Source organism: Arthrobacter sp. C152, assembly GCF_054890965.1.
This window is the reverse complement of the sequence record NZ_JBTZSU010000036.1, coordinates 20,405-44,060: the sequence shown is the minus strand read 5'-3', so window position 1 is coordinate 44,060 and position 23,656 is coordinate 20,405. Positions and strand designations below refer to the sequence as shown.

Sequence of the window (23,656 nt, the reverse complement as noted above, 5' to 3'; positions counted from 1 at the left end):
CGCAGAATCCCAGGATCCCGCTACTTCAGGTGTCCACCAACAGAGGCTAACCCCAACGGCGGGAGCCGGGAAGGTGCCCAGCGCCGCCTCCAGTGGGTGGCTGGCTGCGTTCGGGGACGCCTCAGCGGCGTCGGCGCCGGGACGATGTGCCGAACACCCCGCGGAGCAGTTCCCGCCCGAGCTGGGTGCCCATGGAACGCGCCATGCTCTTGAGCCCGCCGCCCACCGCGCCACCCAGAACCGCCCCCAGATCGCCCATGCCGCCGGACTGCGGCTCAGGCTGGCGGGTGCGCGGTGCCCGCGGTGCCGGCGGTTCCTGGGACTGCGGCGCCGGCGCGGGCCTGCTGCTGGGCCGGCCCAGGATGTCTTCCTCGATCCGCCGGGCTTCGGCGTCGATGTCATAGCCGGCCGTGGGAGCGGGTGCGTCGGACGCCGGTGCGCCGGCTGCGGGCTCAGAAGCTGCCGGGCCGGTGGACGCCGCGGCCTTGCCGTTGAGCTTCTCGTAAGCCGACACGTTGTCCACCGCGGTCCCGTACTTGCCCAGCAGCGCAGAGCCGGCCACGGTGCTCCGGACGAGGGCCTCGTCGCTGGGGCCCATCAGGGACTCGGGGGCGCGAAGCCGGGTGAGGGCCACGGGGGTGGGCGCACCTTTTTCGTTCATGACGGTGATGACGGCCTCACCGATGCCCGCGGACGTCAGGGTTTCCTCGAGGTCGTAGTCGCTGACCGGGAACGTGGACACCGTGGCCTTGAGCGCTTTCGCGTCCTCGGGGGTGAACGCGCGGAGGGCATGCTGGACCCTGTTGGCCAGCTGGCCCAGGACGTCGGCGGGGACATCCTTGGGGGTCTGGGTGACGAAGAAGATGCCCACACCCTTGGACCGGATCAGCCGGACGGTGGTGGTGATCGCGTCCAGGAAAGCCTTGGTGGCCCCGTTGAAGAGCAGGTGCGCCTCGTCCAGGAAGAACACCAGCTTGGGCTTGTCCAGGTCGCCGGCCTCGGGCAGGTCCTCGAACAGGTCGGCCAGCAGCCACATCAGGAACGTGGAGAACAGCATCGGTTTGGTCTGCAGGGTGGGCAGCTCCAGGCACGTGACAACGCCGCGCCCGTCCGGAGCGGTCCGCAGCAGTTCCGCGGTATCGAACTCCGGCTCGCCGAAGAACTTCTCCAGCCCCTGCGCCTCAAGGTTTACGATCTCGCGCAGGATCACCCCCGCCGTCGCCTTGGACAGGCCGCCGAGCTCTTCGAGCTGGTCCTTGCCTTCGTCCGAGGCCAGGAACTGGATGACGGCGCGGAGGTCCTTGAGGTCGATCAGCTCCAGGCCGTTCTTGTCCGCGAAGTAGAAGACCAGCTGCAGGCTCGATTCCTGGGTGTCGTTCAGCTCCATGATGCGCGAGAGCAGGATGGGCCCGAAGGAGGTCACGGTGGCGCGGACCGGGACGCCGTTGCCGTCGCCGCCCAGCGCGAGGAACTCCACCGGGAATGTCCTGCCCTCCCACGGCTGGCCGATGCTGTCCGTGCGGGCTTTGAGTTTGTCACTGCCGGTGGCGGCAGTCGCCAGGCCGGAGAGGTCACCTTTGATGTCGGCCAGGAAGACGGGCACGCCGGCGGCGGACAGCTGTTCGGCCATCATGTGCAGCGTTACGGTCTTTCCGGTCCCGGTGGCGCCGGCCACCAGCCCGTGCCGGTTCATCATGGCCAGCGGCAGCCGCACCGGCGCGTCCTTGTGCAGCTCGCCGTCGATGATGGCGGCCCCCAGCTCGATGGTGGCACCTTCCAGCGTGTAGCCCTTCTGGATGGTGGCAAGCTTCTCTGCTGTGGTTTTCGTGGTCATGGCGCCAGCTTAGCGGCGGTCGGCCCTGCCGTCCCGGTACCTCAGTTTCCCGGCAGGTCCTTGGTGAATGCGAGCGGCCCGATGGTTTCCGGGTCTGCGTCGAGGTCGAACAATGCCTCGTAGCCGGTGTCCAGGTACAGGTGTTTGGCCTCCGGCTGCCGCGGCCCGGTGGTGAGGTACAGCCGGGTGTAGCCGCGGTCGGCGGCCAGCGCCTCGAGCTCAGCCAGGACCAGCCGGCCCAAACCACGACGGCGGTGTGCCGAGGAGGTCCAGATGCGTTTCAGTTCCGCGGTGGTGGCGTCATACCGGCGGAACGCGCCGCCGGCGATCGACTCGCCGCCCTCCTGGATCACCAGCAGGGCGCCGTGCGGTTCCTCGAACTCGGCCGCGGGGTAGCGGTTCAGTTCCTCGGCGGCAGCGGTCCGCCCGAACAGGTCCCCGTAGCGGGTGTCGTATTCGACGGCGAGTTCGTCCAGGAGCGGCCGCACGCGGGGATCGTGCATGGGCAGGTTCAGGACTGACAAGGCGGCGCGGTCCAGGGGAACACGGTTCAGGGGCCGGCGGCGGAGATCGGGTTCTGCGGTCATGGTCTTAGGTCCTTCCGGCGGCGGCTGGTTCCAGGGTTGCCGCCAGCTCCCGGGCGGCGCGCAGCAGGGTCCGGGCCAGCGCGTCGTTTTCCCGGAACGGTGCCGCGTTGGTGTTGGGACGCGCGAAGGCACCGGCACCCCAGCCCGAGGTTCCCGGGCCGACGGCGAAGAGGGTGGACCGCGGGTTCCCGCCGGCGTCCACCACCTGGCGGCGCGACGAGACCAGCAGCTTCCCGGTGGAATGGATCCCGTCCGCGGCCAGCAGCTGCTGCTCGCTGCCCAGCCCGCTCCGGTAGAGCGAAGAAAGCACCGGATTGAGCGAGCGGGCCACCGACGTGGACGGCAGCCGGGCCTCGATCAGCGCCTTGGCCGATACGGACACTTCCGACTGCGGGGACGATGCACGGAACGTTCCGGTGGCTTCGTCGGCGGTGACCTCCAGGCCCGGGCCCAGGAACTGCAGCAGGCCGGCCCGGTGCAGCGCAATCATCTGGCGCAGCCGGTGCGGCGGAGGCCCGGAGTCCACGAAACTGAAGAAGCCGTGCCACCAGCCGTGCACCGTCTGCTGGGACCGTGCGTTCAGCCTCTCCGGCGGAACCACGCGGCCCACCTCCATGTACACGTGCAGCAGGGCAAGGAACAGGGCGAGCGTCTCGGGATGGTCGGGGCTGTCCCGCAGCGCCAGATCCTGCCCGATGTATCCGGCCACGGCATCCTGCAGGTCCTGGTGGCCGGCAAAGCGGACGCCGTCGAAGGGCCGGTCCAGCCGCTCCAGGTCCAGGTGCAGGCTGGAGTCGGGGACCGCCGCCGCAACGAGCGATGCACGCCCAGGGCTGTACCAGTCGAGCCCTTCATACGAGGCGGCGAACTCCTCCCACCCCATGGCACCCCGTTCCGGGCTGCCGGTCAGGATTTCGCGGTAGTAGCAGTACCCGGCCTCCTTGGCGATGAGCGGCCAGAGGTGCTCCCGGAAGTCCAGTTCGCCGTGCTGCTGCAGCAGCGACTGGACGGCGTCCGCGGTGAAGAACCGCAGCGGCCCCGGAGCCTGGCCGCGCAGGGAAGCCGAAATCTTGGAATGGTAGGGAACGCCGCGGCGCGACCCGGCCCACAGCCGCGGTTCCCGTCCGGACGGAAGGTAGCGCAGCCCGCCGTCGGACGCCTCCTGGAACCTTCCGCCGCGTCCCTCCATGAGCAGGACCAGCAGGTCCACGAAGGCCAGGCCCATGCCGGAGACGATCACGTCCTGGCCCGGGGCAAGGGGGGAGTAGTCGACGTCGGTGGTATAGCTGGGTGCCGCGTGGTAGCCGCCGTGCCGGCCGGCGAAGTCCGCGTACCCGGCGGACACGGCATCCGGCCGGGAATCGGTGTGGCCCAGGGCGGTCACCACGACGTCGGCATCGAGGGTCCGCCCGTTGGCCAGCTCCACGCCGTGGCCGCCGCCGTCCCGCGCAGTGATGCCGGTGGCGGTGGTGCGGTGGACCGTCACGCTGCGGCCCAGCGACCGGGACGCCCGGCGGAAGAACCACTCCAGGTACTGGCTCTGCAGCTGCCGGGTGGGGAAGGTGGCGCCGTTGAGGGACCGCAGCTGGTCCCACAGCTGCTGCGGGAAATCCGGAACATCGGTGATGGACCCGTCCAGGACGCCTGCAGCCCATTCGGCCAGGCCCGGTCCCGGTACGGCGGGGCCGGCGCAGTCCACGGACCCGTCGGTGAACATGGTGATGTCCGCGGCCATCGAGTTCAGCAGGAGCCCGGGGTCCTGGTCGTACCGCCAGATCCGGCCCGATCCGGGGACGTACGGCTCCACCACATGGATCTGCAGCGGCCCGTTGAAGACCTCCGGCCGGTTGGCGGCGATCCGTTCCAGCACGCCCGCGGCGCGCGGTCCGCCGCCGATGAAGACGAGGGCCGGGACGTTCGCTGGCATGGGTACTCCTGACGGCGGGGGCGGGGGTTGAGTGCCCATGCTAGGCAGCCGTGACGACGGCGGTCGAGCACCTGGTCACGGCCGTTAACTCCGCGTCACAGCGCGTCAAGGGACGCAAAAAACCGACGCATGACGCCGTGCGAAGCCGCGTGAAGTATTGCAACCTGGCGCCTTGCTGGTCCGTTCCGGCCGGTCCTAGATTTGCAGCCAGCAACCCGGGGCACGCGGCTCCGGCCCAACCACAGAAGCGAGGTGGCACATGAGTTCAACGGCAACGAAGGTGGCGCAGTCAGCAGAGCCGGAACAGTCAGCACAGCCAGCCGCCCGCCCCGCGGTGGATTACTCCGGCTATCCCGTGGTGGCAGCCAGGCACCCGTGGCGCTGGGTGGGGACGGCCGTCGTCGCGCTCGGTGTCCTGGCCGTGGCATGGTCGCTGGCCACCAACCCGCGCTGGGAGTGGGGCGTGGTGGCGCAGTGGTTCACCGCGCAGTCCGTGGTCAAAGGGCTGGTGGAAACACTGAAGCTGACCGCCATCTCCGGCGTCCTCGGGTTCGTGCTGGGCTTCATCCTGGCGCTCATGCGGCTCTCCGCGTCACCGCTGCTGGTCTCGGTGTCCTGGACGTTCTCCTGGATCTTCCGGTCCACGCCTCTGCTGGTCCAGATGCTGCTCTGGTACAACCTGGGCTACCTCTACGAGAAAATCAGCCTGGGAATCCCGTTCACGGACGTGCGGTTCTTCGAGGTGCAGACCACCACACTGATCAGCCAGTTTGCGGCAGCAGTGCTCGGCCTGACCCTTAATCAGGCCGCCTACTCGGCCGAGATCATCCGCGGCGGCATCCTCTCCGTGGACCAGGGCCAGCTGGAAGCCGCTGCCGCCCTGGGCATCCCGGCATGGCGCCGCTCCACCCGGATCGTGCTTCCGCAGGCCATGCGCGCCATCCTGCCCACCGCGTTCAACGAGGTTATCGGCCTGGTCAAGGGCACCTCGATCGTCTACGTCCTGGCCTACTCCGAGCTCTTCTACACGGTCCAGGTCATCTACAACCGCACCCAGCAGGTCCTGCCGCTGCTGCTGGTGGCCACGCTCTGGTACATCGTGATCACGTCCGTGCTGAGCGTCTTCCAGTACTACATCGAACGGCACTACTCCAGGGGCGCCGTGCGGAACCTGCCGCTGACGCCCCTGCAAAAGGCCCGCAAGTTCTTCGCCACCCATGCGGCGGCCCCCACCCGGAGGAATCCCTGATGACTGACACGCTTACCGCCACCCGCGGCCTGGTGGAGATCACCGCGGTCCGCAAATCCTTTGGCACCACAGAAGTCCTCAAGGGCGTCAGCCTCACGGTCGAACCCGGCGGCGTGGCTGTGATCGTGGGCCCCTCCGGCTCCGGCAAATCCACCCTGCTGCGCACCATCAACCACCTGGAAAAGGTGGATGGCGGGCACATCACCATCGATGGACAGCTGGTGGGCTACAAACTCCGCGGTGACCGGCTGCACGAGCTGCGCGAAAAGGAGATCCTGAAGCAGCGCACCGAAATCGGCATGGTGTTCCAGAACTTCAACCTGTTCCCGCACTTCACGGCCCTGGAGAACGTGGCGGAAGCCCCCGTAGTAGCGCAGGGCAAGTCCAGGGAGGAGGCCCGCCGCCGGGGCATGGAACTCCTGGACCGGGTGGGCCTCAAGGACCGCGCCGGCGCGTACCCGCGCCAGCTCTCCGGCGGCCAGCAGCAGCGCGTCGCGATTGCCCGCGCGCTGGCCCTGGACCCGAAGATCCTGCTGTTCGATGAGCCCACCTCCGCATTGGACCCGGAGCTGGTCAACGAGGTCCTGGACGTCATCCGCGAACTCGCCACCTCCGGCACCACGCTGATTATCGTCACCCACGAGATGGGCTTCGCCCGCGACGTGGCGGACACCGTGGTGTTCATGGACCAGGGCCAGATCGTGGAACAGGGCACCCCGCAGGACATTTTCAGCAACCCCCAGGAACCGCGCACCCGGAGCTTCTTTTCCAAGGTGCTCGAACCGGCCTTCAACATCTAAAGGACCACCCCCATGGCTTACCCAACCCGCGGCGCACGCCGCAGCCGCGCACTCGCGGTGCCTCCCGCCGTCGTACTTGCCGGCACTGTACTCCTTGGCGCAGCCGCGCTCGCAGGGTGCGCCGATCCCGGGGCCTCCGCCGCCGGCAACCCCAGCGGAGGGGCGCAGACGGCGGCGCGCAACGGCGTCGTGTACAACACCTCCCCGGACCAGCAGCGGATCCGGGCAGGGAAAGACGCGGCGCTCGCCGCCAAGGTCCCCGCGCTGATCGGCCAGGACGGCAAGCTGACCGTGGCCACCACCGCCGGGTCCATTCCGCTGTCCTTCCACGCCACGGACGACAAGACGCCCATCGGCTCCGAGCTGGACATTGCCCAGCTGGTGGCGGACAAGCTGGGCCTGGAGCTCGACGTGCAGGTGACATCCTGGGAGAACTGGCCGCTGAAGACCCAGTCCGGCGACTACGAGGCCGTGTTCTCCAACGTGGGCGTCAACAAGGAGCGGGTGAAGCTGTTCGACTTCGCCAGCTACCGGGCCGCGTACATGGGGTTCGAAGCGAAGAAGACCGCCACCTATGACATCAAGGGTGCGGATGACATCTCGGGGCTCAAGATCTCCGTGGGGTCCGGAACCAACCAGGAGAAGATCCTGCTGGCGTGGAACAAGGAGCTTGAGGCAAAGGGCAAGCCGCCGGCCACGCTGCAGTATTACTCGTCCGACGCCGACACCATCCTGGCGCTGTCATCCGGCCGGACTGACCTGAACATCGCGCCGTACCCGTCCACGGTGTACCGGGAAAACACCCGCGATGACCTGAAGGTGGTGGGCAAGGTCAACGCCGGCTGGCCCTCAGAGACCCTGGTGGCCGCCACGACGCTGCGGGGCAACGGGCTGGCACCGGTCATCTCCGAGGCCCTGAACTCGGTGATCACGGACGGCTCCTACGGGAAGGTGCTGGAACGCTGGGGCCTGTCCGAGGAGGCGCTGCCGGAATCCAAGACCATTACCCAGGAAACGTTTGGAGTTGCGAAATGAGCACGTCTACTGACACGGCACTTAAGGCCTTCGACACCGACTGGCAGGAATGGCACGCAGCGCACGAGCGGCAGCGGGCCCACCCGCACGGTTTCCTGGCCGTGACCCACCTGCACTGGCTGGGCAGCGAATCCGCGCGGCTGGACGGGGCCCCGGGCACCTGGAGCGTGGAGGCCGACGTCGTCCGCGTAGTTTTGAAACCCGGTGACAGCCTGCAGCAGGACGGCGAGGAGTTGAACACCGCCGCCGGGGCCACGCTGGAGTTTGGCCCCATCGAGGAGCGCGGCGGGATCAACCTGGCGTCCGGCGATACGGTGATCGAGCTGGCCAAGCGGGGCGGTGAGTACATCGTGCGGCCGCGTCACCCCGAAAACCCGCTGCTGCAGGCCTACCAGGGGACGCCCGCCTACACGCCCGACGCGGCCTACGCGGTGCGGGGGACGTTCGTGCCGTTTGAGGCGCCGCGGCCCACCACGGTGGGTGCCGCCGTCGAAGGAATCCAGCACGTCTACGAGGCGCCGGGCGAGATCCGCTTCAAACTGGCCGGGCAGGAACTGGCGCTGACCGCGTTCAACGGCCATGCCCCGGGCTCGCTGTCCGTGCTGTTCACGGACCAGACCTCGGGCAGGACCACGTACGCGGCCAACCGCTCGCTTTCGGTGGTGCCCTCCGCGGACGGCTCCGTGCTGCTGGACTTCAACCGGGCCGTGAACCTGCCCTGCGCCTACACCGATCTGGCCACCTGCCCGTTGCCGCCCGCCGAAAACCGGCTGCCCGTGTCCATCGAGGCCGGCGAAAAGATTCCCTACGAACGTCAGGACCAGCAGTGAGTACCTCTTTTGCCAGGCCAGGTTTCCTTGCCATCGAACTCGACGGCGCCGGCTGGGAGGGCGCTGACCTCGCCCGTGCCGTGCTGGCCGCGGAGTCGGCTGGCTTCCACGCCGCAACCTTCACTGACGCGCCGGTGCCCGGCCGGGTGAATGCCGTCCAGCGCGCAGCCTTTGCGGGACCACTGACCCGCACCATTGCCCTGGTGCCGGAGGCGGATACCGTCTATACGGAGCCATTCCACATTTCCACCCAGCTGGCCAGCCTGGACTACGTGTCCGGTGGCCGGGCCGGGTGGATCGCCACCGCCGCCGAGGACCCGGAAGCGGGCGCCGCCGTCGGGCGTTCTTCCGTCACCGGTGCCGCGCTGGGCCACGAGGCTGCAGCATCCATCGAGGTGTCCCGGCGGCTGTGGGATTCGTGGGAGGACGACGCCGTGATCCGCGACGTTCCCACCGGGCGGTATATCGACGTGGACAAGCTGCACTACATCGATTTTGATACGGCGGTGGATTTCGAGACGTCCGCCGGTTTTGCCGGTGCCGCCTATTCCGTGAAGGGGCCGTCCATCATTCCGCGGCCACCGCAGGGGCAGCTGCCGGTGCTGGCTCCGGCCTCGTTGGTGGGGGAGGAGGTTCCGGTGGAGGCCCTGGACGGCGTGCTGGTCACCGCACCCACGGTGGAACTTCTTGCGGCCGAAGTCCGCGACGTCCGGGCCCGGGTGGGTGCGTCCGTTGCGGTTGTCGCCGAGTTCGGCGTCGTGCTGGATTCCCGCGGGCAGGCCGCGGCGTCCAGGGATGCAGCGTCCGACCACGCGGCTTTTGCCGGAACGGCGGCGGCGCTCGCAGACTTCCTTGCCGACCTCCTCCGGGAGGCCGACGGCGTGCGGCTGCATCCGGCGTCGCTCTTTGTTGAGCTCGAGGAACTGGGCCGCCTGGTGCTGCCGGAACTGCGGCGCCGCGGGGCGCTGCGCCCGGTGGTTCAGGACGGGACGTTCCGTGACCTGCTGGGGCTGGAGCGTCCGGCCAGCCGCTACGCCACCGTGTCCGCCGTGTCCGCCGCGTCCGCCGGCGCCGCAAAGTAAGGGGAAAATTCATGACAAAGCACACCCGTGCTAAATCCGACCCGGCAATGCCGGATGTGTTCAAACCCACGGGGCAGATCCAGTTCGGTGTCTTCTTCCAGGGCGTGAACTCGGGCACCATCTGGAAGGCGCCGGAATCCGGCTCGCAGACGGACTTCGAATCGTTTCGCCGGATTGCCCAGACCGCCGAACGGGGCCTGTTTGCCGCGTTCTTCCTGGGGGAGGGGCTGCGCCTGCGTGAACACCTGGGCCGGCCGCATGCGCTGGACGTGGTGGGCCGGCCGGATGCGCGGACCATGCTGGCCGCGCTGGCGTCGGTGACGACGAACATCGGCCTGGTGGCCACCCAGAACACCACGTACAACGATCCCGCAGACCTGGCGCACCGGCTCGCCTCGCTGGACCTGATCTCCGGGGGCCGCGCTGCATGGAACATCGTGACGACGGACAACGCCTGGACCGGAGCGAACTTCCGGCGCGGGGGCTACCTTGACCACGCCGACCGGTACAGGCATGCCGAGGCATTCGTGGAGACGGCCAAGCGGATCTGGGATTCGTGGGAGACGCCGGACGGGGCCGCTCGGCGGGTGGTCCACGAGGGGCAGCACTACACGGTGGACGTGACGCCGCGGCTGCCGCGCAGCCCCCAGTACCGTCCGGTGCTGTTCCAGGCCGGCGACTCGCCCGAGGGCCGGAACTTCGCGGCCCGGCAGGCGGATTTGATCTTCTCCGCCCACCCGAAGTTCGACGACGCGGTGGAGTTCCGCAAGGACCTGGTGGAGCGGTCGCTGGCTGCCGGCCGCGGCGCGAATGCGGTGCAGATCATGCCGGCGAGCGAGTTCATCCTGGCTTCCACCGCTGCCGGGGCTGCGGAGAAGAAGGAGTGGGTGCGGAGCCTGCAGATCGGCCCGCAGCAGGCCATCGCCTACCTGGAGCAGTTCTGGGGCCGCGAACTGTCCGGGTATGATCCTGACGGCCCCCTGCCGGAGATCGATCCGGTCGTGGAGGAGACCTCCGAGACCCGCGGCAGCGGTTTCCACGGGGCGAAGGCGCGGCAGCTGGCGGACCAGTGGCGGGCGGAGGCCAAGGACAAGGGTCTCTCCATCCGCCAGTTCGTCACCTCACGCACCGCGCGGATCGATTCCACGTTCACTGGCTCCTACTCGGCGGTTGCGGACCATCTGGCGGAGTACGCCCGGGTGGGCGCCGTGGACGGGTTCAACATCTCGCCGTGGCTGGTTCCCACCGGCCTGGATGACATCGTGAACCACCTGGTGCCGGAACTGCAGGAACGCGGCGTGTACCCCACCGAGTACCGGGGCAGTACGCTCCGCGAGAACCTTGGGCTGGAAACGCCGGTGCGTTCATCTGATGTGGCTGCTGAGGCGGTGCGCGCCTGATGCGGTGGGCCGGTTTCGCTGGGAGGGACGACGACGGCGCTGAGGTGAGTGCCGCCGTCGACCCTTCCGTGGGTGGTGTCACGCTGCAACTGACGGTGTGGGAGCAGTGGTTGTAGCGCCTTGTGCTGTTGCCAGGGGATGCACAGCGTCTTCACAGTGACGGACCATCAAGGGCATATGGTCGTAGGGTTTCATCGGAGCATGACCCTTTCACGCAAGCCCGGCCAGGTTGGAATACGACCAGCCGCATCCCGACCACGACCGGGGGCTGGAGTTTGATCTGTCGTTGCCCTATGGTTGGGGCAGCTACGGTCATTGGCCGGGTGAAGCTCCGTTGCGGAGGCGCATCATGGGAATAGTTTCTTCTGGTTTTCGTGGACGGCGGTCCGGGAATCCTTCATTGCCGCCCGGTCAGCATGAAACGCAGGATTTCCCTGTCCTGACGGCGGGGCCCGCTCCGCTGATCTCCCTGGATAAATGGGAGTTCTTCATCACCACGGAGAATGGCCAGCGGCTCTCCTGGTCCTGGAATGAATTCATGGCGTTGCCGCAGGAGCAGATCACGGAAGACATCCATTGCGTGACGAGCTGGTCAAAACTCGGAACAGTGTGGCGCGGAGTTTCGCTGGACACGTTCTTTGAAGACGTGGAAACCACCAGTGACTTCGCCACTGCCCTTTCCTTCGGCGGCTACACAACCAATGTTCCGCTGTGGGATTTGTTGGGCGGCAAGGCGTGGGTGGCCTGGGAGTTCGACGGCAAGCCCCTGGAAAGGGCCCACGGCGGACCGGCCCGGCTGTTGGTGCCGCACCTGTATCTATGGAAAAGCGCCAAGTGGATTCACGGCCTGGAACTGACTGGGGAGGACGTTCCCGGTTTCTGGGAATCGAATGGCTACCACCTCCACGGCGATCCCTGGCGTGAGGAACGCTACTCATGAGGCACGTGCGGTGAGCTCCGTATGGCATGTCGCTGAAGTGGTTGGCGGGGTCCCGGAAAACGCCACAGCCCGCACCATTAGGCTGCGCGTGGACGGCCTGATGGGCAATCTGGCGGGCCAGCACATTGACGTCCGCCTCACCGCGGACGACGGGTACACCGCGGTCCGCTCCTACTCCGTGGCAACCGCGGGCATGGATGAGCTTCTGGAAATCACCGTTGATGAACTGCCCGACGGCGAAGTGTCGCCCTACCTCGTCAGGGACCTGGCCGTCGGGGACAAGTTGGAAATCCGGGGGCCGGTGGGCGGCTGGTTTGTCTGGCGGCCCAGCAACGTGAAGCGGGTGCAGCTGATCGGGGGAGGATCCGGTGTGGTGCCGCTGATGTCGATGATCCGCGCCCACCAGGCTTCCGGGAACGAGTCCCCTTTCAGGTTGCTCTATTCCCTCAAGTCCCCCGACACGTCGCTCTACCGGGATGAACTGCGCCGCCTGGGCCAGGAGTCAGCCAAGCTGACGGTCGACCACGTCTATACGCGTTCGACGCCGGAAGGCTGGCCGGTGGCGCCGGCGCGCCTTACTGCAGAGACCCTGCTGGGCAAGGTCTTTCCTGCCGAAGAGAATCCGGACGTATTTGTCTGCGGGCAGACAGTTTTCGTGGAGACTGTCGCGGACTGGCTGGTGACGGCCGGATATCCGCCGGAGTCGATCAGGACCGAACGCTTTGGCGGGACGGGAGGCATCCGGTGAACGGCCCCGAGAACTTCGCAGTCCCCGACGACGAAGACCAGGACGTTGCAGCAGCGCCGCACAACCCCGTTGTGCATCTCGACGGGAACGCCGCGGCCGGCGCCTTGTCCGAAGTGTTCCGCATCGACATCATTGCCGCGCTCGGACGCTGCAGGCACTGCGGCTCGGTGAGGGCTTTTGGCGAGGCCATGGTCTTCACCGACGCGCCCGGCATCGTCGTGCGCTGCCGCGACTGCCAAGGCGTGCTGCTGCGCCTGGTGGAAACACCAACGCGATATTGGCTTGATCTGAGCGGCCTTAGCTATTTGGAGATCGACCGCGAGGAGTAGGCCTCGCGAGTCCCCCGTGTCGAACCCCCGGCCGCCGTGTGGCCAGCATGTTGGGCAGTCGTCACGGTGACCGTGCGCGGGGCTTGGAAGGACAAATGCCTGATCCATGCGGGATGCTGGTCGCCCAGTTGGACGTGAGGGAGCGCCGTGGCCGTTTCCTGCACGATGACGGCGGCTTCCAGTTCTGCGAGCTTGGCGCCGAGGCATCGGTGGATCCCGGAGCCGAAAACCAGGCCAGGTCCACGCAGTTCTCCCGTGATGAAGTTGCCGCTGAGCTCGAGGAGGATTTCGGTCCCGGCAGGCACGGCTTGATTACCGAGGTTTGTATCGTTGGCTGCCACCCGCCGCCAGGTTGGAACCGATGATTCGGCCATCAGTACGTCCCGGACCGCCTCCCTGGAGCCGTCGCGGGAGGCCGCGTCAGGCCAGCCTACCGGCGTGGAGCCCTCGACGAGGCGGAAGAGGGTGGTGCTGATCAGCTGGGTGGTCGTTTCCTGTCCGGCGATGAGCAGGAAGTAGCCGAGCGAGCAGATTTCGGGTGTGGACAGGCCGTGTGCTGACAAGGACTTGAACAGGTTCCGGCCGGGGGCCTCCCTGGATTCTCCAACCAGCTGTCGGAGCCAGACGTAGAACTCGGCGGCGCTGTGGGCCAGCCCTAGCTGCCGGTCCTCATCGGGCCAGCCCCAGAACAGTTCCATGGAGTCCCGGCCCCACCGTTTGAGGCGCTGAAGGTCCCGGACAGGCAGTCCGAGGAGTTCGAGCATCACCACTGCCGGTGGAAGGGCTGCCACTGCCTGCACCAGGTCGACGGCGCCGGAAGAGTCGAGCTGGCGGGCGGCGGTTTGTGCTGCCTTCCTTGCCAGTTCCCGGATCCGCGGTTCCATCGCGGCCACTGTTGCCGGCGTGAAGAAGCCGGCCACCACTTTCCGGATTCCGGCGTGCGTGCCGGTATCGTTGCTGGCCAGCACGGGAGGCAGGGCAAACCGGACGGCCTGCAGCACGCGCAGGGCAGGGCCGGCCAGCGGTGTTACGGCGACCAGGGCATTGGCAGGGCTGAAGTCGGCGGGCCGGTGCAACACGTCACGGACGTCGGCAGGGTCACGGACCACGAGGTAGGGGCACCCGCCAGGGCCACCGGTGTGCGTTCCCGTGGAGCTTTCCTCCGTTATCCGGCCAGCTGCTGCCGGTGTTGGCGCCCGGTTCACGCCGTGGGTCCGTCAAGCCAGCCAGCGGCGCCTGCCCGGAAATCTGCCGGGGACAGTTCTGCGGCCCCCTCGGGGACGGCGCCGAGGAAGGGTACGCGCAGTGCTCCGAGGACCTGCCGGTTGCTGTGGTGCACCAGGCTGGGGCTACTTGGCCAGCTTCCGAGCACCACCCCGATGACATGCAGGTTCCGTACGGCGAGTGCTTCGAGGGTCAGCACGGTGTGGTTCAGTGTTCCCAGCCCCGGACGGGCAACGAGCACGAAGGCCGCCGCCAGGTGGGATCCGAGGTCAGCCAAGGTGCGGCCGTCGGAATCCAATTCCACGAGCAGCCCGCCTGCGCCCTCGACCAGGACGTGCTGGTGCGATGCGGCGAGCCTGCGTATGCGGTCTGCGTGCAGCGCCAGTCCTGGCAGGGGTGTTCCTTCGGCGGCTGCAGCGGCGACAGGTGCGAGCGGCTCCTGCAGGGTTACCCCTGTTTCGGCTGTCAAGGGTCCGGCGAGCCGGGCAATTTCGGCGGTGTCGGAGTCGCCGTCGGCGGCTCCTGATTGGCACGGTTTGTAGACCGCGACGCTGCGGCCCGCCTTCTGCAGGACGGCGGCGAGGGCCGCCGTCGTAATGGTCTTTCCGACCCCTGTGTCCGTTCCGGTGACGAGGATGATCGCGGGCAGGTTCATGGGAGTTCCTCCAGGATGCGGCTCAGCGCTGCGCAGCTGTCGTCGATGTCCTTGGGTGTCAGGGTTGCGCGGGCGGTGAGCCGCAGCCGGGGAATGCCATCGGGGACCGACGGCGGGCGGAAGCAGCCGATGCGGACGCCTGCAGCCCGGGCTGCCGCCGTTACTGCCAGCGCCGATTCAACCGACGGCATGGGGATGGACTGCACCGCTCCCGTGGCCTGCATGGGCGCCGTCCGCCCGCCCGCCACGGCGGCTGGCCCGCCAAGTGCCGCCACGCTTGGTGCGAGTCCGGCTGTGAGCGCTGCCGCGTTGTTGCGCACTGCTTGGGCCCGCCATGGTTCGTCCCTGATGATCCGCGCTGCGGCCAGGGCTGCGGCCGCGGCGGCGGGGGCCAGACCGGTGTCGAAGATGAAGGTGCGTGCCCGGTTGACAAGGTGCTCCCGGAGCAGCCCTGATCCCAGCACCGCCCCGCCCTGGCTGCCCAGCGCCTTGGACAGTGTTGCTGTCACGATCACGCTGGGATGTCCGGCCAGTCTGGTTCCGGCCACAGCGCCTCGGCCCTCGAACTGGCCGGTGCCGGTGACGCCCAGGCTGTGCGCTTCATCGATGAGCAGCACTGCATCGTGCTCCTCGGCCAGGGACAGCAGCGCGCCCAAGGGGGCTTCGTCGCCGAGGACGCTGTAAACGGATTCGACGGCGATCAGCGCCCGCGGCTCGGACCGGCCGGCGAGCAGCCGGCGGGCATCCTGGACGCTGTTGTGGGTGAACGTTTCGGTGCGGGAGCGGCTGAGCCGGAAACCATCGATCATTGACGCGTGGCAGTGTTCATCGGCCACGATCAGGGTCCCCGGACCGCCCAGGGCTGTCAAGATCCCAAGGTTGGCCATGTAGCCCGAGGAGAACACGAGCGAGGCTTCCATCCCGGCCAGCGCCGCCAGTTCCTGTTCAAGGTCCAGGTGCACTTGTGTGGTGCCTGCGACCAGGCGTGACGAGGTGGCCCCTGCGCCCCACGCCAGCGCGGCGTCCGCGGCCGCCCCGGTAACCCGGCTGTCCGCGGCAAGGCCCAGGTAGTCGTTGCTGGCGAGGTCGATGAACTGTTCGTCCGGGGTGCGGGGGCGCAGTGTCCGGACCAGGCCGCGGCGCTCCCGGATGGCCGCCTGCCCCTCCAGCCACTGAATCATGGAGGTGCTCATGCAGGACCTCGGGATGGCGCCGGTATGCGGCCGTGGATTTCGGCGACGGCGGCCGTCATTGCCGAAGCGATCCGGTCAATGTCTGCGGCGGTGCTGATGTACGGAGGCATGGTGTAGACGAGGTTCCGGAACGGCCGCACCCAAACTCCATGCCTGACCGCGGCAGCGGTGACCGCGGCTACGTCCACGGCGTCGTGCATTTCGATAACCCCCACGGCTCCGATGGTACGGACGTCCCGTACCACCGCCAGGCCACGGGCGGGTGCCAGCCCGGATTCCAGTCGCGCGCTGATGCGTGCCACGTCTGCCCGCCATCCGCCATCGTCGATGATGCCGAGGGCCGCGTTGGCAACGGCGCAGGCGAGCGGGTTGCCCATGAATGTAGGGCCGTGCAGGAGCGCTCCGGCCTCGCCGCCAGAAACGGTGGCCGCCACTTCTGCCGTGCAGAGCACCGCTGCGAGGGTCAGGTAGCCGCCGGTCAGGGCCTTGCCCACGCACGTGATGTCCGGCACCACGCCGGCATGATCGGCCGCGAACAGCTCGCCGGTCCGCCCGAAACCGGTAGCGATCTCGTCGAAGATCAGAAGCAGCCCGGACCGGTCCGCCACTTGCCGCAGCACTGACAGGCACTCCGGGGGGTAGGCGTGCATGCCACCGGCCCCCTGCAGGACCGGTTCGACGATAATCGCGGCGAGCTGCCCGGCATGCGCAGCCGCGGTCTCCATCAGCTCGGCCGCCCAGACCCGAATGGATTCCGGCGTTGCTGACGCCGCGGCCGGGGGACGGGGCGCAAAGATGTTGCCGGCGAGCAAGCCAGGGAACGCCGAGTGCATGCCGTCCACGGGATCGCAAACGCCCATCGCCGCGAACGTGTCGCCGTGGTACCCGCCACGGATACTCAGGAAACGTTGCCGGTTCGGGTGCCCGGAGGCAGTCTGGAACTGTACGGCCAGCTTGAGCGCGACTTCCACGGCAACCGATCCCGAGTCGGCCAGGAATACCCGCTCCAGGCGCGGCTGCCCGGGCGCTGCCGGGGCCATGTCCACCAGACGCTCCGCCAGCTCAACCGCCGGGGCGTGGGTCAGGCCGCCGAACATCACGTGGCTGAAGCTCTGCAGCTGCCGCTTTACTGCGGCATCCAGCACCGGGTTGCGGTAGCCGTGGATTACCGACCACCACGAGGACATCGCATCCACCACCTCGTGGCGCGTGCCGTCCTCGGCGCGAAGCCGCAGCCTGACGCCGCCGGCCGCCTCCACCTCCCACAGCGGGAGGTCCGTGGACGCCGGCGCGTAGGGATGCCACAGCCGTGCCCGGTCGCGCTCGATCACGCTCCCGCCGCTCATGATGTTCGCACCCCATGGCGGGAGCACCCGGCCGCCCAGCCCAGGGGTGTCACCTGGACTTTCATCCGGCGGCCGCAAGCGGTGCAGTACCGCGGCGGTTCCAGGGCCAAAAGCTTGGCGCAGCGTTGGTGGGCGTACGACGGCGGGCCGTCGCCGCCGTCGTACGCCTCACCGCAGTGCCCGCAAAAGTCCCCGACGGGGAGCGAAACGGAGCTCATAGCGTCTTCTGGAGTTCCTTGATGGGCATGTTGAGGTCCACGAGCAGGTTCAGGTCGGCGGTGGCGGGGCGGCCGAGGGTGGTGAGGTAGTTGCCGATGATGACGGCGTTGATGCCGCCGAGCAGACCTTCCCGGGTGCCCAGGTCGCCGAGGGTGAGTTCGCGGCCGCCGGCGTAGCGGAGCACGGTGCGGGGCATGGCCAGGCGGAAGGCGGCGATGGCGCGGAGGGCGTCCTTGCCGTCCATGATGCCCTGGTTTTCCAGCGGGGTGCCGGGGCGGGGGTTGAGGAAGTTAAGCGGCACTTCGTGGGGTTCGAGTGCGGCGAGCTGGGCCGCGAGTTCGGCCCGCTGTTCCAGGCTTTCGCCCATGCCGATCAGGGCGCCGCAGCACAGTTCCATGCCGGCGTCCTTGACCATGGCGCAGGTTTCCAGCCGCTCCTCGTAAGTGTGCGTGGTGACCACCTCGGGGAAGTAGCTGCGCGCTGTTTCGAGGTTGTGGTTGTACCGGTGGACGCCCCAGCTGGCGAGCTGGTCCACCTGCCGCTGGGTGAGCATGCCGAGGGAGCAGGCGATATTGATGTCCACTTCTTCCCGGATGCGGTCGATGGCGAACTTGATCTGGTTCATGAGCTTGATGTCGGGGCCGCGGACTGCAGCGACGATGCAGAATTCGGTGGCGCCGGTTGCCGCCGTTTCCTTCGCGGCCTTGACGAGTTCGGGGATGTCCAGCCAGACCCCCCGCACCGGGCTGTCGAAGACGCCGGACTGGCTGCAGAAGTGGCAGTCCTCCGGGCAACCGCCGGTCTTGATGGAGATGATGCCCTCCACTTCCACGTCCTCGCCGCAGTGGCGGAGCCGGACCTGGTGGGCCAGTTCGAGGGCGGCGGGGAGGGCGTCGCCGGGAAGCCGGAGGACCTCTTCGAGCTGGGCCTGCGCCAGGCCGATGCCATCCTCAAGGACCTGCCGCCGGGCTGTTTCAAGGATGTCGTAGCCAGCTTCTTCGTAAGTGGTTGTGGGGCCCGCGTTTGTTGTTCCGCCCGCCTGCATCGTCATCATTGGTCCTCTGCGCTTGCCGGATAAATTCCTCACAGCAGACGCTAGTGCTCGATCATGGGCCTGATTTTGTAGGGGTTCAACAAGCCGCAGTGCCCCTGCCTTGTTGCGGCGAGCCGCTTGATTGGTATCGTTGCACGACGAATACGAGGCTGCTTGAGGAGGTGAGTCCGGTTACTGCGACAGTCCACTGGACGCGCCAGCCCTCGGCCTCGCGCTCACTGCCCACGCGGTGAGGCCCGGTCCCGGCTTGCGCGGCACGATCCACGAAGGTGCCCCATGAATTCGTTTACCACTTCCCGCAATACTTCCCTGGGTTACGTCCGCTTGGGGGAGGGAACGCCCCTCGTCTGCGTCCCCGGTGGTCCGCTGCTTTCAGCCGCCTACCTGGCTGAGCTCGGCGGACTGTCCGGACATGCTGAACTGGTGATGTTCAATCCGCCGGGAAGTGCGGGTGAGACGGAGAGCAACGCCGCCGCCTACCGGTGCGACAGCATCGTCAGCGACCTGGAGGCACTGCGGCTGCACCTCGGCCTTGAACGCTTCAACCCGTGCGGCCGAGCCGTGGTACGAATATGCGGCGGCAGCGCTGCGCCGGATCCAGGCCGGAGCCACAGCGGACGCGGATTGGGATGCGATCGCCCCGTTCAGTTACGGCCGGTGGAACAAGTCAGCGGAAGACTTTGAGGCCAGGATGAACGCCGCCCGGCACCTCGTTCCCGCAGCGGCCTTTTCAGCGGGCGAAGCGTTCGATCCACCGGCAACCAGGGCTGCGCTCGCAGTGCTGGGGGCGCCCGTGACGATCATCGCCGGCGGCCTTGACCTGGCGTTGCCGCTGGAGGCCGCGCGGCAGCTCACGGGCCTTTTTCCATCGGCGGATCTGCACGTGGTACCGGGGGCGGGGCATTTTCCCTGGATCGATGATCCCGCGGCTTTCGTCGCCGCCGCACGGCGGGCGCTGGGCGTGAAGTAAGCGGGCAGCGAGGCACTGGCCGCGGGCCCGAAAGGGGGTCAGGGCCGGCGGCTCTTGGGGGGCGGCATCCTCGGTCTCCTGGATGCCATGGCCGCCGGCCCTGTTCCCATTTGGTAAGGCCCTGCCCCAGCAGCAGGATCTTGGCGACAACTCTAGGGCCGCTTCCCAAATCCCGGCCCACCGCCGGCGCAAGTTTCACTCAAGATTGTGCCCAAGCCCCAGGCAAGGGTTGTCCGGCTCAGGCGCAGTTGGCCGTCCGCGGCGGTTCGACGACGGCGAGCGGACTGGTGGTCAAGGGAGCACTCGGATGTGGCGCCGGGGCGGCCTCGCGGACCGCCGGTTGGCGCGGCGCCCGCATCCGGTACAGCGCAACGGCGGAGATAAGGAGCCAGGCAACGTTGCTGACAACGGACGGCCACGCCCCGTGAAACGCGCTGTTGATGATGAACGCGCAGGCCCCTACGAGGTTCGCGGCCTGGAAGGCCCTGCCGGCCTTCATCCACCCCATGGAGACCCCCATGAATGCGCCGAGAATCGCTACGGCACCGCCCCAACCAGCAACTTCCCACAGCAGTTCCATGATGTCCTTCCAGTGATTGTGCCTGCAGCTTCACTTGCCATGGTGGGGCTGACTGCTGCTTAAGTTCAATTGAATTTTTCTGCAGGTATGGTTTAGAACTACTTAACATGGACCTGGATCCGCGCCGCGTGCGCGTTCTTCTCGCTGTTGCCCGTACCGGCGGCGTCCTCGCGGCCGCCGATGAACTGGGGATTACGGCGTCCGCAGTGTCCCAGCAGCTGAACCGGCTGGAGGACGAAACGGGGCACGCCCTGGTTGTCCGTACCCCCAAGGGCTCGGTGCTGACTCCCGCCGGCCTGGCGATTGCCGAGGCCGGCGAAGAGATTGAGCGGGCACTTAGCGTGGCCCTCGCCCGCCTCGAGGGAGGAGCGCAGGTGGCCGGCGTCGTCCGGGTTGGCGGCTTCACCAGCTTCTTGCGGACAGTGGTGATTCCCCATCTTCGGCAGTGGCGCACGCAGTACCCCCAGCTGCAGATCCACGTCGTGGAGGACGACTACCCGGTCCTGATGCGGCTGCTGCGCCAGCGCCAGCTCGACGCCGTCGTCGTCGAACTGGACTCAACGACTTCCGACCAGCGCGGCCTTGCCGCAGGCCTGATCGAGGAGCCGCTCCTGGACGAGCCGTGGAGACTCGTGGTCCCGTCCGGAGCCCTGCTCTCCACCGAGACCATCGACCTTGGCCGCCTGCCGCTGCCGTGGCTGGGAGCCGAGCCGTCGGCAGCCAACGTCTCGGTGCTGGGACGGCTGGGCCGGTCCACGGGTTCCCCGGTGGAGACCGTGCACCAGTACGCCGACACCCTGACCGCGCTCGCCCTGGTCGCAGCTGGCGAGGGCGTCGCCATCGTGCCGACCCTGGCCTTGGCCGGCGTCGTCCAGGATGGGGTGGAAGTACTGGACGTTCCCGGCCTGGGAACGCGGCGCATCGTGCTGCGCCGCTTTGACCGGCGCCGGCCGACCAGCCTGCCTGTGGACACCGTGGCCCGCCTGCTGCGGGAATCCGCGGCCGCGTTCGACACGCGGTCCGCCTCCTGACGCTGGAAGGTTCGACGACGGCGGCGGGGCGAGTGCCGCCGTCGTACTTTGCTGCGGGGGCTCCTTAGCCGGGGACCGTCAGCGTGCAGCTGGCGGTGTGGGCGCAGGGGAGTCCTGCCGCTGCGCGACGCGCTGGATGAACTCGACCGTCTCGCGTTCCGTTTCTGCCCGTGTGGTTGGTTCGTTGTGCACCTCGTGCCGGACGCCCGGGAAGACGCGGGTGCGGACGTCGGCGTGGCCCGAATCGGCCAGCCGGTTGGCCACGTGGTAGGCGCCTTCACCGTAGTTGGTCACCGGGTCCTGGTCGCCGGCGAGGATCAGGACGGGCAGGTCAGCGGGGAGTTGTTTGTACCAGTCGTCGGAGGTGACCTGGTCGTAGAGGTCCACGAAGCCCTGGAGGAACCGGGCGCTCAGGGGTGCGCCGAAGTTGTTGAAGGGGTCCCGGCCGTGGTCGGCGACGACGTCGGCGTCCAGCGCCACCCAGGCGGTGGGGCCGGCACCTTCGCCGAGGCGGCCCAGGAAGCCGTCGAACAGCTGGGCCACCAGTTCCTGGGGTGCGGGTTCCGCGGCGCGCTCGCCGGAGGCAAGCCGTGCGAGTTCGGGCCGGTTGATCATCGTCTCGATGCCGCGCATCTGGGCGGCGATGCCGCAGAGGACCAGGCCGGCCAGCTGTGCGCGCGGATCGACGGCCAGGCCGCGGGCGATCATCGATCCCCAGCTGTGGCCGAACACGACGTACGGGAGATCGGGGAGGGCCTCCCTCGCTTTGGCCTGGAGGGTGGCCTCATCCGCGACCACCACCTTGGCGGCATCCTCACCGGCGTCACCCCAGGTGCCCTGCTGCATCGCCGTGCGCCCGTGTCCGGAGTGGTCGCCCGCCACCACGATGAACCCCGCGTCCACCAGGGTGGAGATGAGGTGGAGGTAGCGGCGGGAGTGCTCGCCGAGGCCGTGGATCAGCTGCACGATCGCCTCGGGTTGTCCGATGGGTTCGTAGACCCACGCCTGGATGGTGTCCCGGCCGTTGGCGGATGTGAACTCGATTTCCTGCAATGACATGTATTCCTCCCCTGCCGGCGCCGTCGCCGGCTCTCGGCGAGCCTAATCACAGTGCCGTCATAGTCGTCAATGATTGCTGGTTCATCCATGGGGCTTCCGCCTAGTCTGAAACCAGCCACGCCCCCGCTTTGAAGGAAACCGATGCCGCGTCCCGAACATCCCCTGCGCAAGCTGGGGTTCCTCACCATTGGGCTGTTCGATCCCGCTAATCCGGCCGCGGGGCATGAGTCCACGCTGCAGATCATCGAACTGGGGGAGCGGCTGGGGTTCGACAGTGCCTGGCTGCGCCACCGGCACCTGCAGTTCGGGATTTCCTCGCCCGTGGCGGTGATGGCTGCCGCCAGTCAGCGGACCTCCCGGATTGAGCTGGGTACGGCCGTGACGCCGCTGGGGTGGGAGAACCCGCTGCGCCTGGCGGAGGACCTGGCCACCGTGGACCTGCTGTCCGGCGGGCGGATCAACCCGGGGGTCAGCGTGGGGGAGCCGATGCAGTACGACACGGTGAAGCATGAGCTGTACCCGGACACGGCGGACGTGGAGGACTTCAGCTACGGCCGGGTGGAGCGGTTTGCGCGGTTGGTGGCGGGGGAGCGTGTGCGGGAGTTTTCGGGCAAGCAGGGCGTGGTGGAGGAGTTTTCCAACCGGGTGGAGCCTTTTTCCGCGGGCCTGCGGGAACGCCTGTGGTACGGGGCCGGCAGCACGAAGTCAGCGGTGTGGGCGGGTGCTCATGGCTTCAATTTGCTTTCCAGCAGCGTGATCTTCCCCGAGAAGGGGCAGGAACCGGACTTTGCCCTGGTCCAGCAGTCGCAGATCCGGGCATTCCGGGAGGCTGCTTTGGTCTCTGGGCATACTGGGGCGCGGGTTTCGCAGGGCCTGGTGGTGATCCCAACCGACTCCGCGACCCCGGCCCAGCGGGAGAAGTACCAGCGGTACGTGGATGAACGCACTCCCCGGACTGCTGCGCCGCAGGGGCCGCGGGGCATGATGTTCGCTCCAGATCTGATCGGGACGAGCGACGAGATCGCTGAGCAACTGTACGCGCACGCTGGTTTCCAGGAGGTGGACGAGGCGGCTTTCGCGCTGCCCTTCAGCTTCGACCACGAGGACTACGTCCAGATCCTGACGGACATTGCCGGGAAGCTGGGGCCGGCGTTGGGGTGGACGCCTTCGAAAGTCAGTCCGATGTAGAACTGGTTCGCGATTGGGACGGCCTGCCGGTGGCATCCCCGGCACGGTGCGGCGTCTTCGCTTGCCGAGCATTTCCAGCGGCGCATTGTTGTCAGATTTGAATCTAAGACTGTTCAGCGGCTCCGTCCGATAAATGCCTAACGGACCCTATTCTGACGGCTCAGTACACCCCGACCTGACGTCAGGTTGGGGTGTACGTCAGGCTGGCGAGCTGTCCCTGGCGTTGGATCTGTGATGGCGTCCCAGAGGTTGCCTCCCGTATCACTGGCCCACATGCCACTTCAGTCACAGGGATGGCACAGCAAGGCGACAGTGCTGCAAAAGGACCGCGTCTCAGGATGGTCTTACTACCTCGAGCACGTGGTGGTCACGACGC

The 23,656-nt window shown here is 67.8% G+C and carries 23 protein-coding genes; 12 read left to right on the top strand and 11 right to left on the bottom strand.

The annotated features are described in order from the left end of the window. Positions 1 to 121 precede the first annotated feature (121 nt). Genes ACYSM9_RS18495 through ACYSM9_RS18485 form a run of 3 tightly spaced genes read right to left on the bottom strand, consistent with a single transcriptional unit; the run spans position 122 to position 4,348 of the window. Complete coding sequence (locus ACYSM9_RS18495; protein ID WP_461858414.1) at positions 122 to 1,834, bottom strand: helicase HerA-like domain-containing protein; 1,713 nt, start codon at positions 1,832 to 1,834, stop codon at positions 122 to 124. 41 nt (positions 1,835 to 1,875) lie between these two features. Beyond that, positions 1,876 to 2,421, bottom strand: coding sequence for a GNAT family N-acetyltransferase (locus tag ACYSM9_RS18490; RefSeq protein ID WP_461858413.1), 546 nt, complete (start codon positions 2,419 to 2,421; stop codon positions 1,876 to 1,878). 4 nt (positions 2,422 to 2,425) lie between these two features. Beyond that, a complete protein-coding gene (locus tag ACYSM9_RS18485; protein ID WP_461858412.1) occupies positions 2,426 to 4,348 on the bottom strand; it encodes an FAD/NAD(P)-binding protein in 1,923 nt (640 codons plus the stop codon). A 259-nt stretch (positions 4,349 to 4,607) separates the two neighbouring features. Between ACYSM9_RS18485 and ACYSM9_RS18480 the strand changes: the two genes are divergently transcribed. The 9 genes from ACYSM9_RS18480 (at position 4,608) to ACYSM9_RS18440 (ending at position 12,761) form a co-directional block, all read left to right on the top strand. Then, positions 4,608 to 5,597: an amino acid ABC transporter permease gene (locus tag ACYSM9_RS18480; RefSeq protein ID WP_461858411.1), complete on the top strand. Its 990-nt coding sequence runs from the start codon at positions 4,608 to 4,610 to the stop codon at positions 5,595 to 5,597. Next, a complete protein-coding gene (locus tag ACYSM9_RS18475; RefSeq protein ID WP_461858410.1) occupies positions 5,597 to 6,397 on the top strand; it encodes an amino acid ABC transporter ATP-binding protein in 801 nt (266 codons plus the stop codon). The genes ACYSM9_RS18480 and ACYSM9_RS18475 overlap by 1 nt, the downstream gene beginning before the upstream one ends. A gap of 12 nt (positions 6,398 to 6,409) precedes the next feature. After that, positions 6,410 to 7,432 (top strand): transporter substrate-binding domain-containing protein, encoded by a 1,023-nt coding sequence (locus ACYSM9_RS18470; protein WP_461858409.1) that lies wholly within the window; start codon positions 6,410 to 6,412, stop codon positions 7,430 to 7,432. Beyond that, a complete protein-coding gene (locus ACYSM9_RS18465; RefSeq protein WP_461858408.1) occupies positions 7,429 to 8,262 on the top strand; it encodes a DUF1684 domain-containing protein in 834 nt (277 codons plus the stop codon). Before ACYSM9_RS18470 ends, ACYSM9_RS18465 begins: the two co-directional genes overlap by 4 nt. After that, the gene (locus ACYSM9_RS18460) at positions 8,259 to 9,344 is read left to right on the top strand and encodes an LLM class flavin-dependent oxidoreductase (protein ID WP_461858407.1); all 1,086 of its coding nucleotides are present in this window, start codon (positions 8,259 to 8,261) and stop codon (positions 9,342 to 9,344) included. The genes ACYSM9_RS18465 and ACYSM9_RS18460 overlap by 4 nt, the downstream gene beginning before the upstream one ends. A gap of 11 nt (positions 9,345 to 9,355) precedes the next feature. Further along, positions 9,356 to 10,744, top strand: a complete 1,389-nt coding sequence (locus tag ACYSM9_RS18455; RefSeq protein WP_461858406.1) for an NtaA/DmoA family FMN-dependent monooxygenase — start codon at positions 9,356 to 9,358, stop codon at positions 10,742 to 10,744. 349 nt (positions 10,745 to 11,093) lie between these two features. Further along, positions 11,094 to 11,684: a molybdopterin-dependent oxidoreductase gene (locus ACYSM9_RS18450; protein WP_461858418.1), complete on the top strand. Its 591-nt coding sequence runs from the start codon at positions 11,094 to 11,096 to the stop codon at positions 11,682 to 11,684. Positions 11,685 to 11,694: 10 nt separating this feature from the next. After that, complete coding sequence (locus ACYSM9_RS18445) at positions 11,695 to 12,432, top strand: ferredoxin reductase (protein WP_461858405.1); 738 nt, start codon at positions 11,695 to 11,697, stop codon at positions 12,430 to 12,432. Further along, the gene (locus ACYSM9_RS18440; RefSeq protein WP_461858404.1) at positions 12,429 to 12,761 is read left to right on the top strand and encodes a DUF6510 family protein; all 333 of its coding nucleotides are present in this window, start codon (positions 12,429 to 12,431) and stop codon (positions 12,759 to 12,761) included. The genes ACYSM9_RS18445 and ACYSM9_RS18440 overlap by 4 nt, the downstream gene beginning before the upstream one ends. Here the strand turns inward: ACYSM9_RS18440 and ACYSM9_RS18435 are convergent. The 6 genes from ACYSM9_RS18435 to bioB are packed head-to-tail and all read right to left on the bottom strand — an operon-like array spanning position 12,734 to position 18,443. Beyond that, positions 12,734 to 13,930 (bottom strand): cytochrome P450 family protein, encoded by a 1,197-nt coding sequence (locus ACYSM9_RS18435; RefSeq protein WP_461858417.1) that lies wholly within the window; start codon positions 13,928 to 13,930, stop codon positions 12,734 to 12,736. The genes ACYSM9_RS18440 and ACYSM9_RS18435 overlap by 28 nt on opposite strands. 32 nt (positions 13,931 to 13,962) lie before the next feature. Then, entirely contained in the window at positions 13,963 to 14,640 is a 678-nt protein-coding gene (bioD, locus tag ACYSM9_RS18430; protein ID WP_461858403.1) for a dethiobiotin synthase, read from the bottom strand. Continuing rightward, positions 14,637 to 15,821, bottom strand: coding sequence for an 8-amino-7-oxononanoate synthase (locus ACYSM9_RS18425; protein WP_461858416.1), 1,185 nt, complete (start codon positions 15,819 to 15,821; stop codon positions 14,637 to 14,639). The genes bioD and ACYSM9_RS18425 overlap by 4 nt, the downstream gene beginning before the upstream one ends. A gap of 8 nt (positions 15,822 to 15,829) precedes the next feature. Further along, positions 15,830 to 17,179: an adenosylmethionine--8-amino-7-oxononanoate transaminase gene (locus tag ACYSM9_RS18420; protein ID WP_461858402.1), complete on the bottom strand. Its 1,350-nt coding sequence runs from the start codon at positions 17,177 to 17,179 to the stop codon at positions 15,830 to 15,832. Next, positions 17,176 to 17,397 carry a biotin synthase auxiliary protein BsaP gene (gene bsaP / locus ACYSM9_RS18415; protein WP_461858401.1) on the bottom strand — a complete coding sequence of 74 codons (222 nt, stop codon included), beginning with the start codon at positions 17,395 to 17,397 and terminating at the stop codon, positions 17,176 to 17,178. Before bsaP ends, ACYSM9_RS18420 begins: the two co-directional genes overlap by 4 nt. Next, positions 17,394 to 18,443: a biotin synthase BioB gene (bioB, locus tag ACYSM9_RS18410; RefSeq protein ID WP_461858415.1), complete on the bottom strand. Its 1,050-nt coding sequence runs from the start codon at positions 18,441 to 18,443 to the stop codon at positions 17,394 to 17,396. Before bioB ends, bsaP begins: the two co-directional genes overlap by 4 nt. 541 nt (positions 18,444 to 18,984) lie before the next feature. On the opposite strand from bioB, the gene ACYSM9_RS18405 reads away from it, so the two are divergent. Further along, positions 18,985 to 19,422 (top strand): alpha/beta fold hydrolase, encoded by a 438-nt coding sequence (locus tag ACYSM9_RS18405; protein ID WP_461858400.1) that lies wholly within the window; start codon positions 18,985 to 18,987, stop codon positions 19,420 to 19,422. 238 nt (positions 19,423 to 19,660) lie between these two features. On the opposite strand, the gene ACYSM9_RS18400 is transcribed toward ACYSM9_RS18405, so the two are convergent. Continuing rightward, a complete protein-coding gene (locus ACYSM9_RS18400; RefSeq protein ID WP_461858399.1) occupies positions 19,661 to 20,002 on the bottom strand; it encodes a CBU_0592 family membrane protein in 342 nt (113 codons plus the stop codon). A 107-nt stretch (positions 20,003 to 20,109) separates the two neighbouring features. Here ACYSM9_RS18400 and ACYSM9_RS18395 point away from each other — a divergent pair, with 107 nt between their 5' ends. Then, positions 20,110 to 21,033, top strand: coding sequence for a LysR family transcriptional regulator (locus tag ACYSM9_RS18395; protein ID WP_461858398.1), 924 nt, complete (start codon positions 20,110 to 20,112; stop codon positions 21,031 to 21,033). Positions 21,034 to 21,111: 78 nt separating this feature from the next. On the opposite strand, the gene ACYSM9_RS18390 is transcribed toward ACYSM9_RS18395, so the two are convergent. Then, complete coding sequence (locus ACYSM9_RS18390) at positions 21,112 to 22,092, bottom strand: alpha/beta fold hydrolase (RefSeq protein ID WP_461858397.1); 981 nt, start codon at positions 22,090 to 22,092, stop codon at positions 21,112 to 21,114. 141 nt (positions 22,093 to 22,233) lie between these two features. On the opposite strand from ACYSM9_RS18390, the gene ACYSM9_RS18385 reads away from it, so the two are divergent. Beyond that, positions 22,234 to 23,280: an LLM class flavin-dependent oxidoreductase gene (locus ACYSM9_RS18385; protein WP_461858396.1), complete on the top strand. Its 1,047-nt coding sequence runs from the start codon at positions 22,234 to 22,236 to the stop codon at positions 23,278 to 23,280. Positions 23,281 to 23,656: the final 376 nt, after the last annotated feature.

Excerpts from the sequence above, each read along its gene's own strand:
- bioB (WP_461858415.1), bottom strand. The coding sequence starts at position 18,443 with ATGCAGGCGGGCGGAACAACAAACGCGGGCCCCACAACCACTTACGAA.
- ACYSM9_RS18400 (WP_461858399.1), bottom strand. The coding sequence starts at position 20,002 with ATGGAACTGCTGTGGGAAGTTGCTGGTTGGGGCGGTGCCGTAGCGATT.
- bsaP (WP_461858401.1), bottom strand. The coding sequence starts at position 17,397 with ATGAGCTCCGTTTCGCTCCCCGTCGGGGACTTTTGCGGGCACTGCGGT.
- ACYSM9_RS18490 (WP_461858413.1), bottom strand. The coding sequence starts at position 2,421 with ATGACCGCAGAACCCGATCTCCGCCGCCGGCCCCTGAACCGTGTTCCC.
- ACYSM9_RS18455 (WP_461858406.1), top strand. The coding sequence starts at position 9,356 with ATGACAAAGCACACCCGTGCTAAATCCGACCCGGCAATGCCGGATGTG.
- bioD (WP_461858403.1), bottom strand. The coding sequence starts at position 14,640 with ATGAACCTGCCCGCGATCATCCTCGTCACCGGAACGGACACAGGGGTC.
- ACYSM9_RS18485 (WP_461858412.1), bottom strand. The coding sequence starts at position 4,348 with ATGCCAGCGAACGTCCCGGCCCTCGTCTTCATCGGCGGCGGACCGCGC.
- ACYSM9_RS18475 (WP_461858410.1), top strand. The coding sequence starts at position 5,597 with ATGACTGACACGCTTACCGCCACCCGCGGCCTGGTGGAGATCACCGCG.
- ACYSM9_RS18480 (WP_461858411.1), top strand. The coding sequence starts at position 4,608 with ATGAGTTCAACGGCAACGAAGGTGGCGCAGTCAGCAGAGCCGGAACAG.
- ACYSM9_RS18385 (WP_461858396.1), top strand. The coding sequence starts at position 22,234 with ATGCCGCGTCCCGAACATCCCCTGCGCAAGCTGGGGTTCCTCACCATT.
- ACYSM9_RS18425 (WP_461858416.1), bottom strand. The coding sequence starts at position 15,821 with ATGATTCAGTGGCTGGAGGGGCAGGCGGCCATCCGGGAGCGCCGCGGC.
- ACYSM9_RS18450 (WP_461858418.1), top strand. The coding sequence starts at position 11,094 with ATGGGAATAGTTTCTTCTGGTTTTCGTGGACGGCGGTCCGGGAATCCT.
- ACYSM9_RS18390 (WP_461858397.1), bottom strand. The coding sequence starts at position 22,092 with ATGTCATTGCAGGAAATCGAGTTCACATCCGCCAACGGCCGGGACACC.
- ACYSM9_RS18495 (WP_461858414.1), bottom strand. The coding sequence starts at position 1,834 with ATGACCACGAAAACCACAGCAGAGAAGCTTGCCACCATCCAGAAGGGC.
- ACYSM9_RS18470 (WP_461858409.1), top strand. The coding sequence starts at position 6,410 with ATGGCTTACCCAACCCGCGGCGCACGCCGCAGCCGCGCACTCGCGGTG.
- ACYSM9_RS18465 (WP_461858408.1), top strand. The coding sequence starts at position 7,429 with ATGAGCACGTCTACTGACACGGCACTTAAGGCCTTCGACACCGACTGG.
- ACYSM9_RS18395 (WP_461858398.1), top strand. The coding sequence starts at position 20,110 with ATGGACCTGGATCCGCGCCGCGTGCGCGTTCTTCTCGCTGTTGCCCGT.
- ACYSM9_RS18420 (WP_461858402.1), bottom strand. The coding sequence starts at position 17,179 with ATGAGCGGCGGGAGCGTGATCGAGCGCGACCGGGCACGGCTGTGGCAT.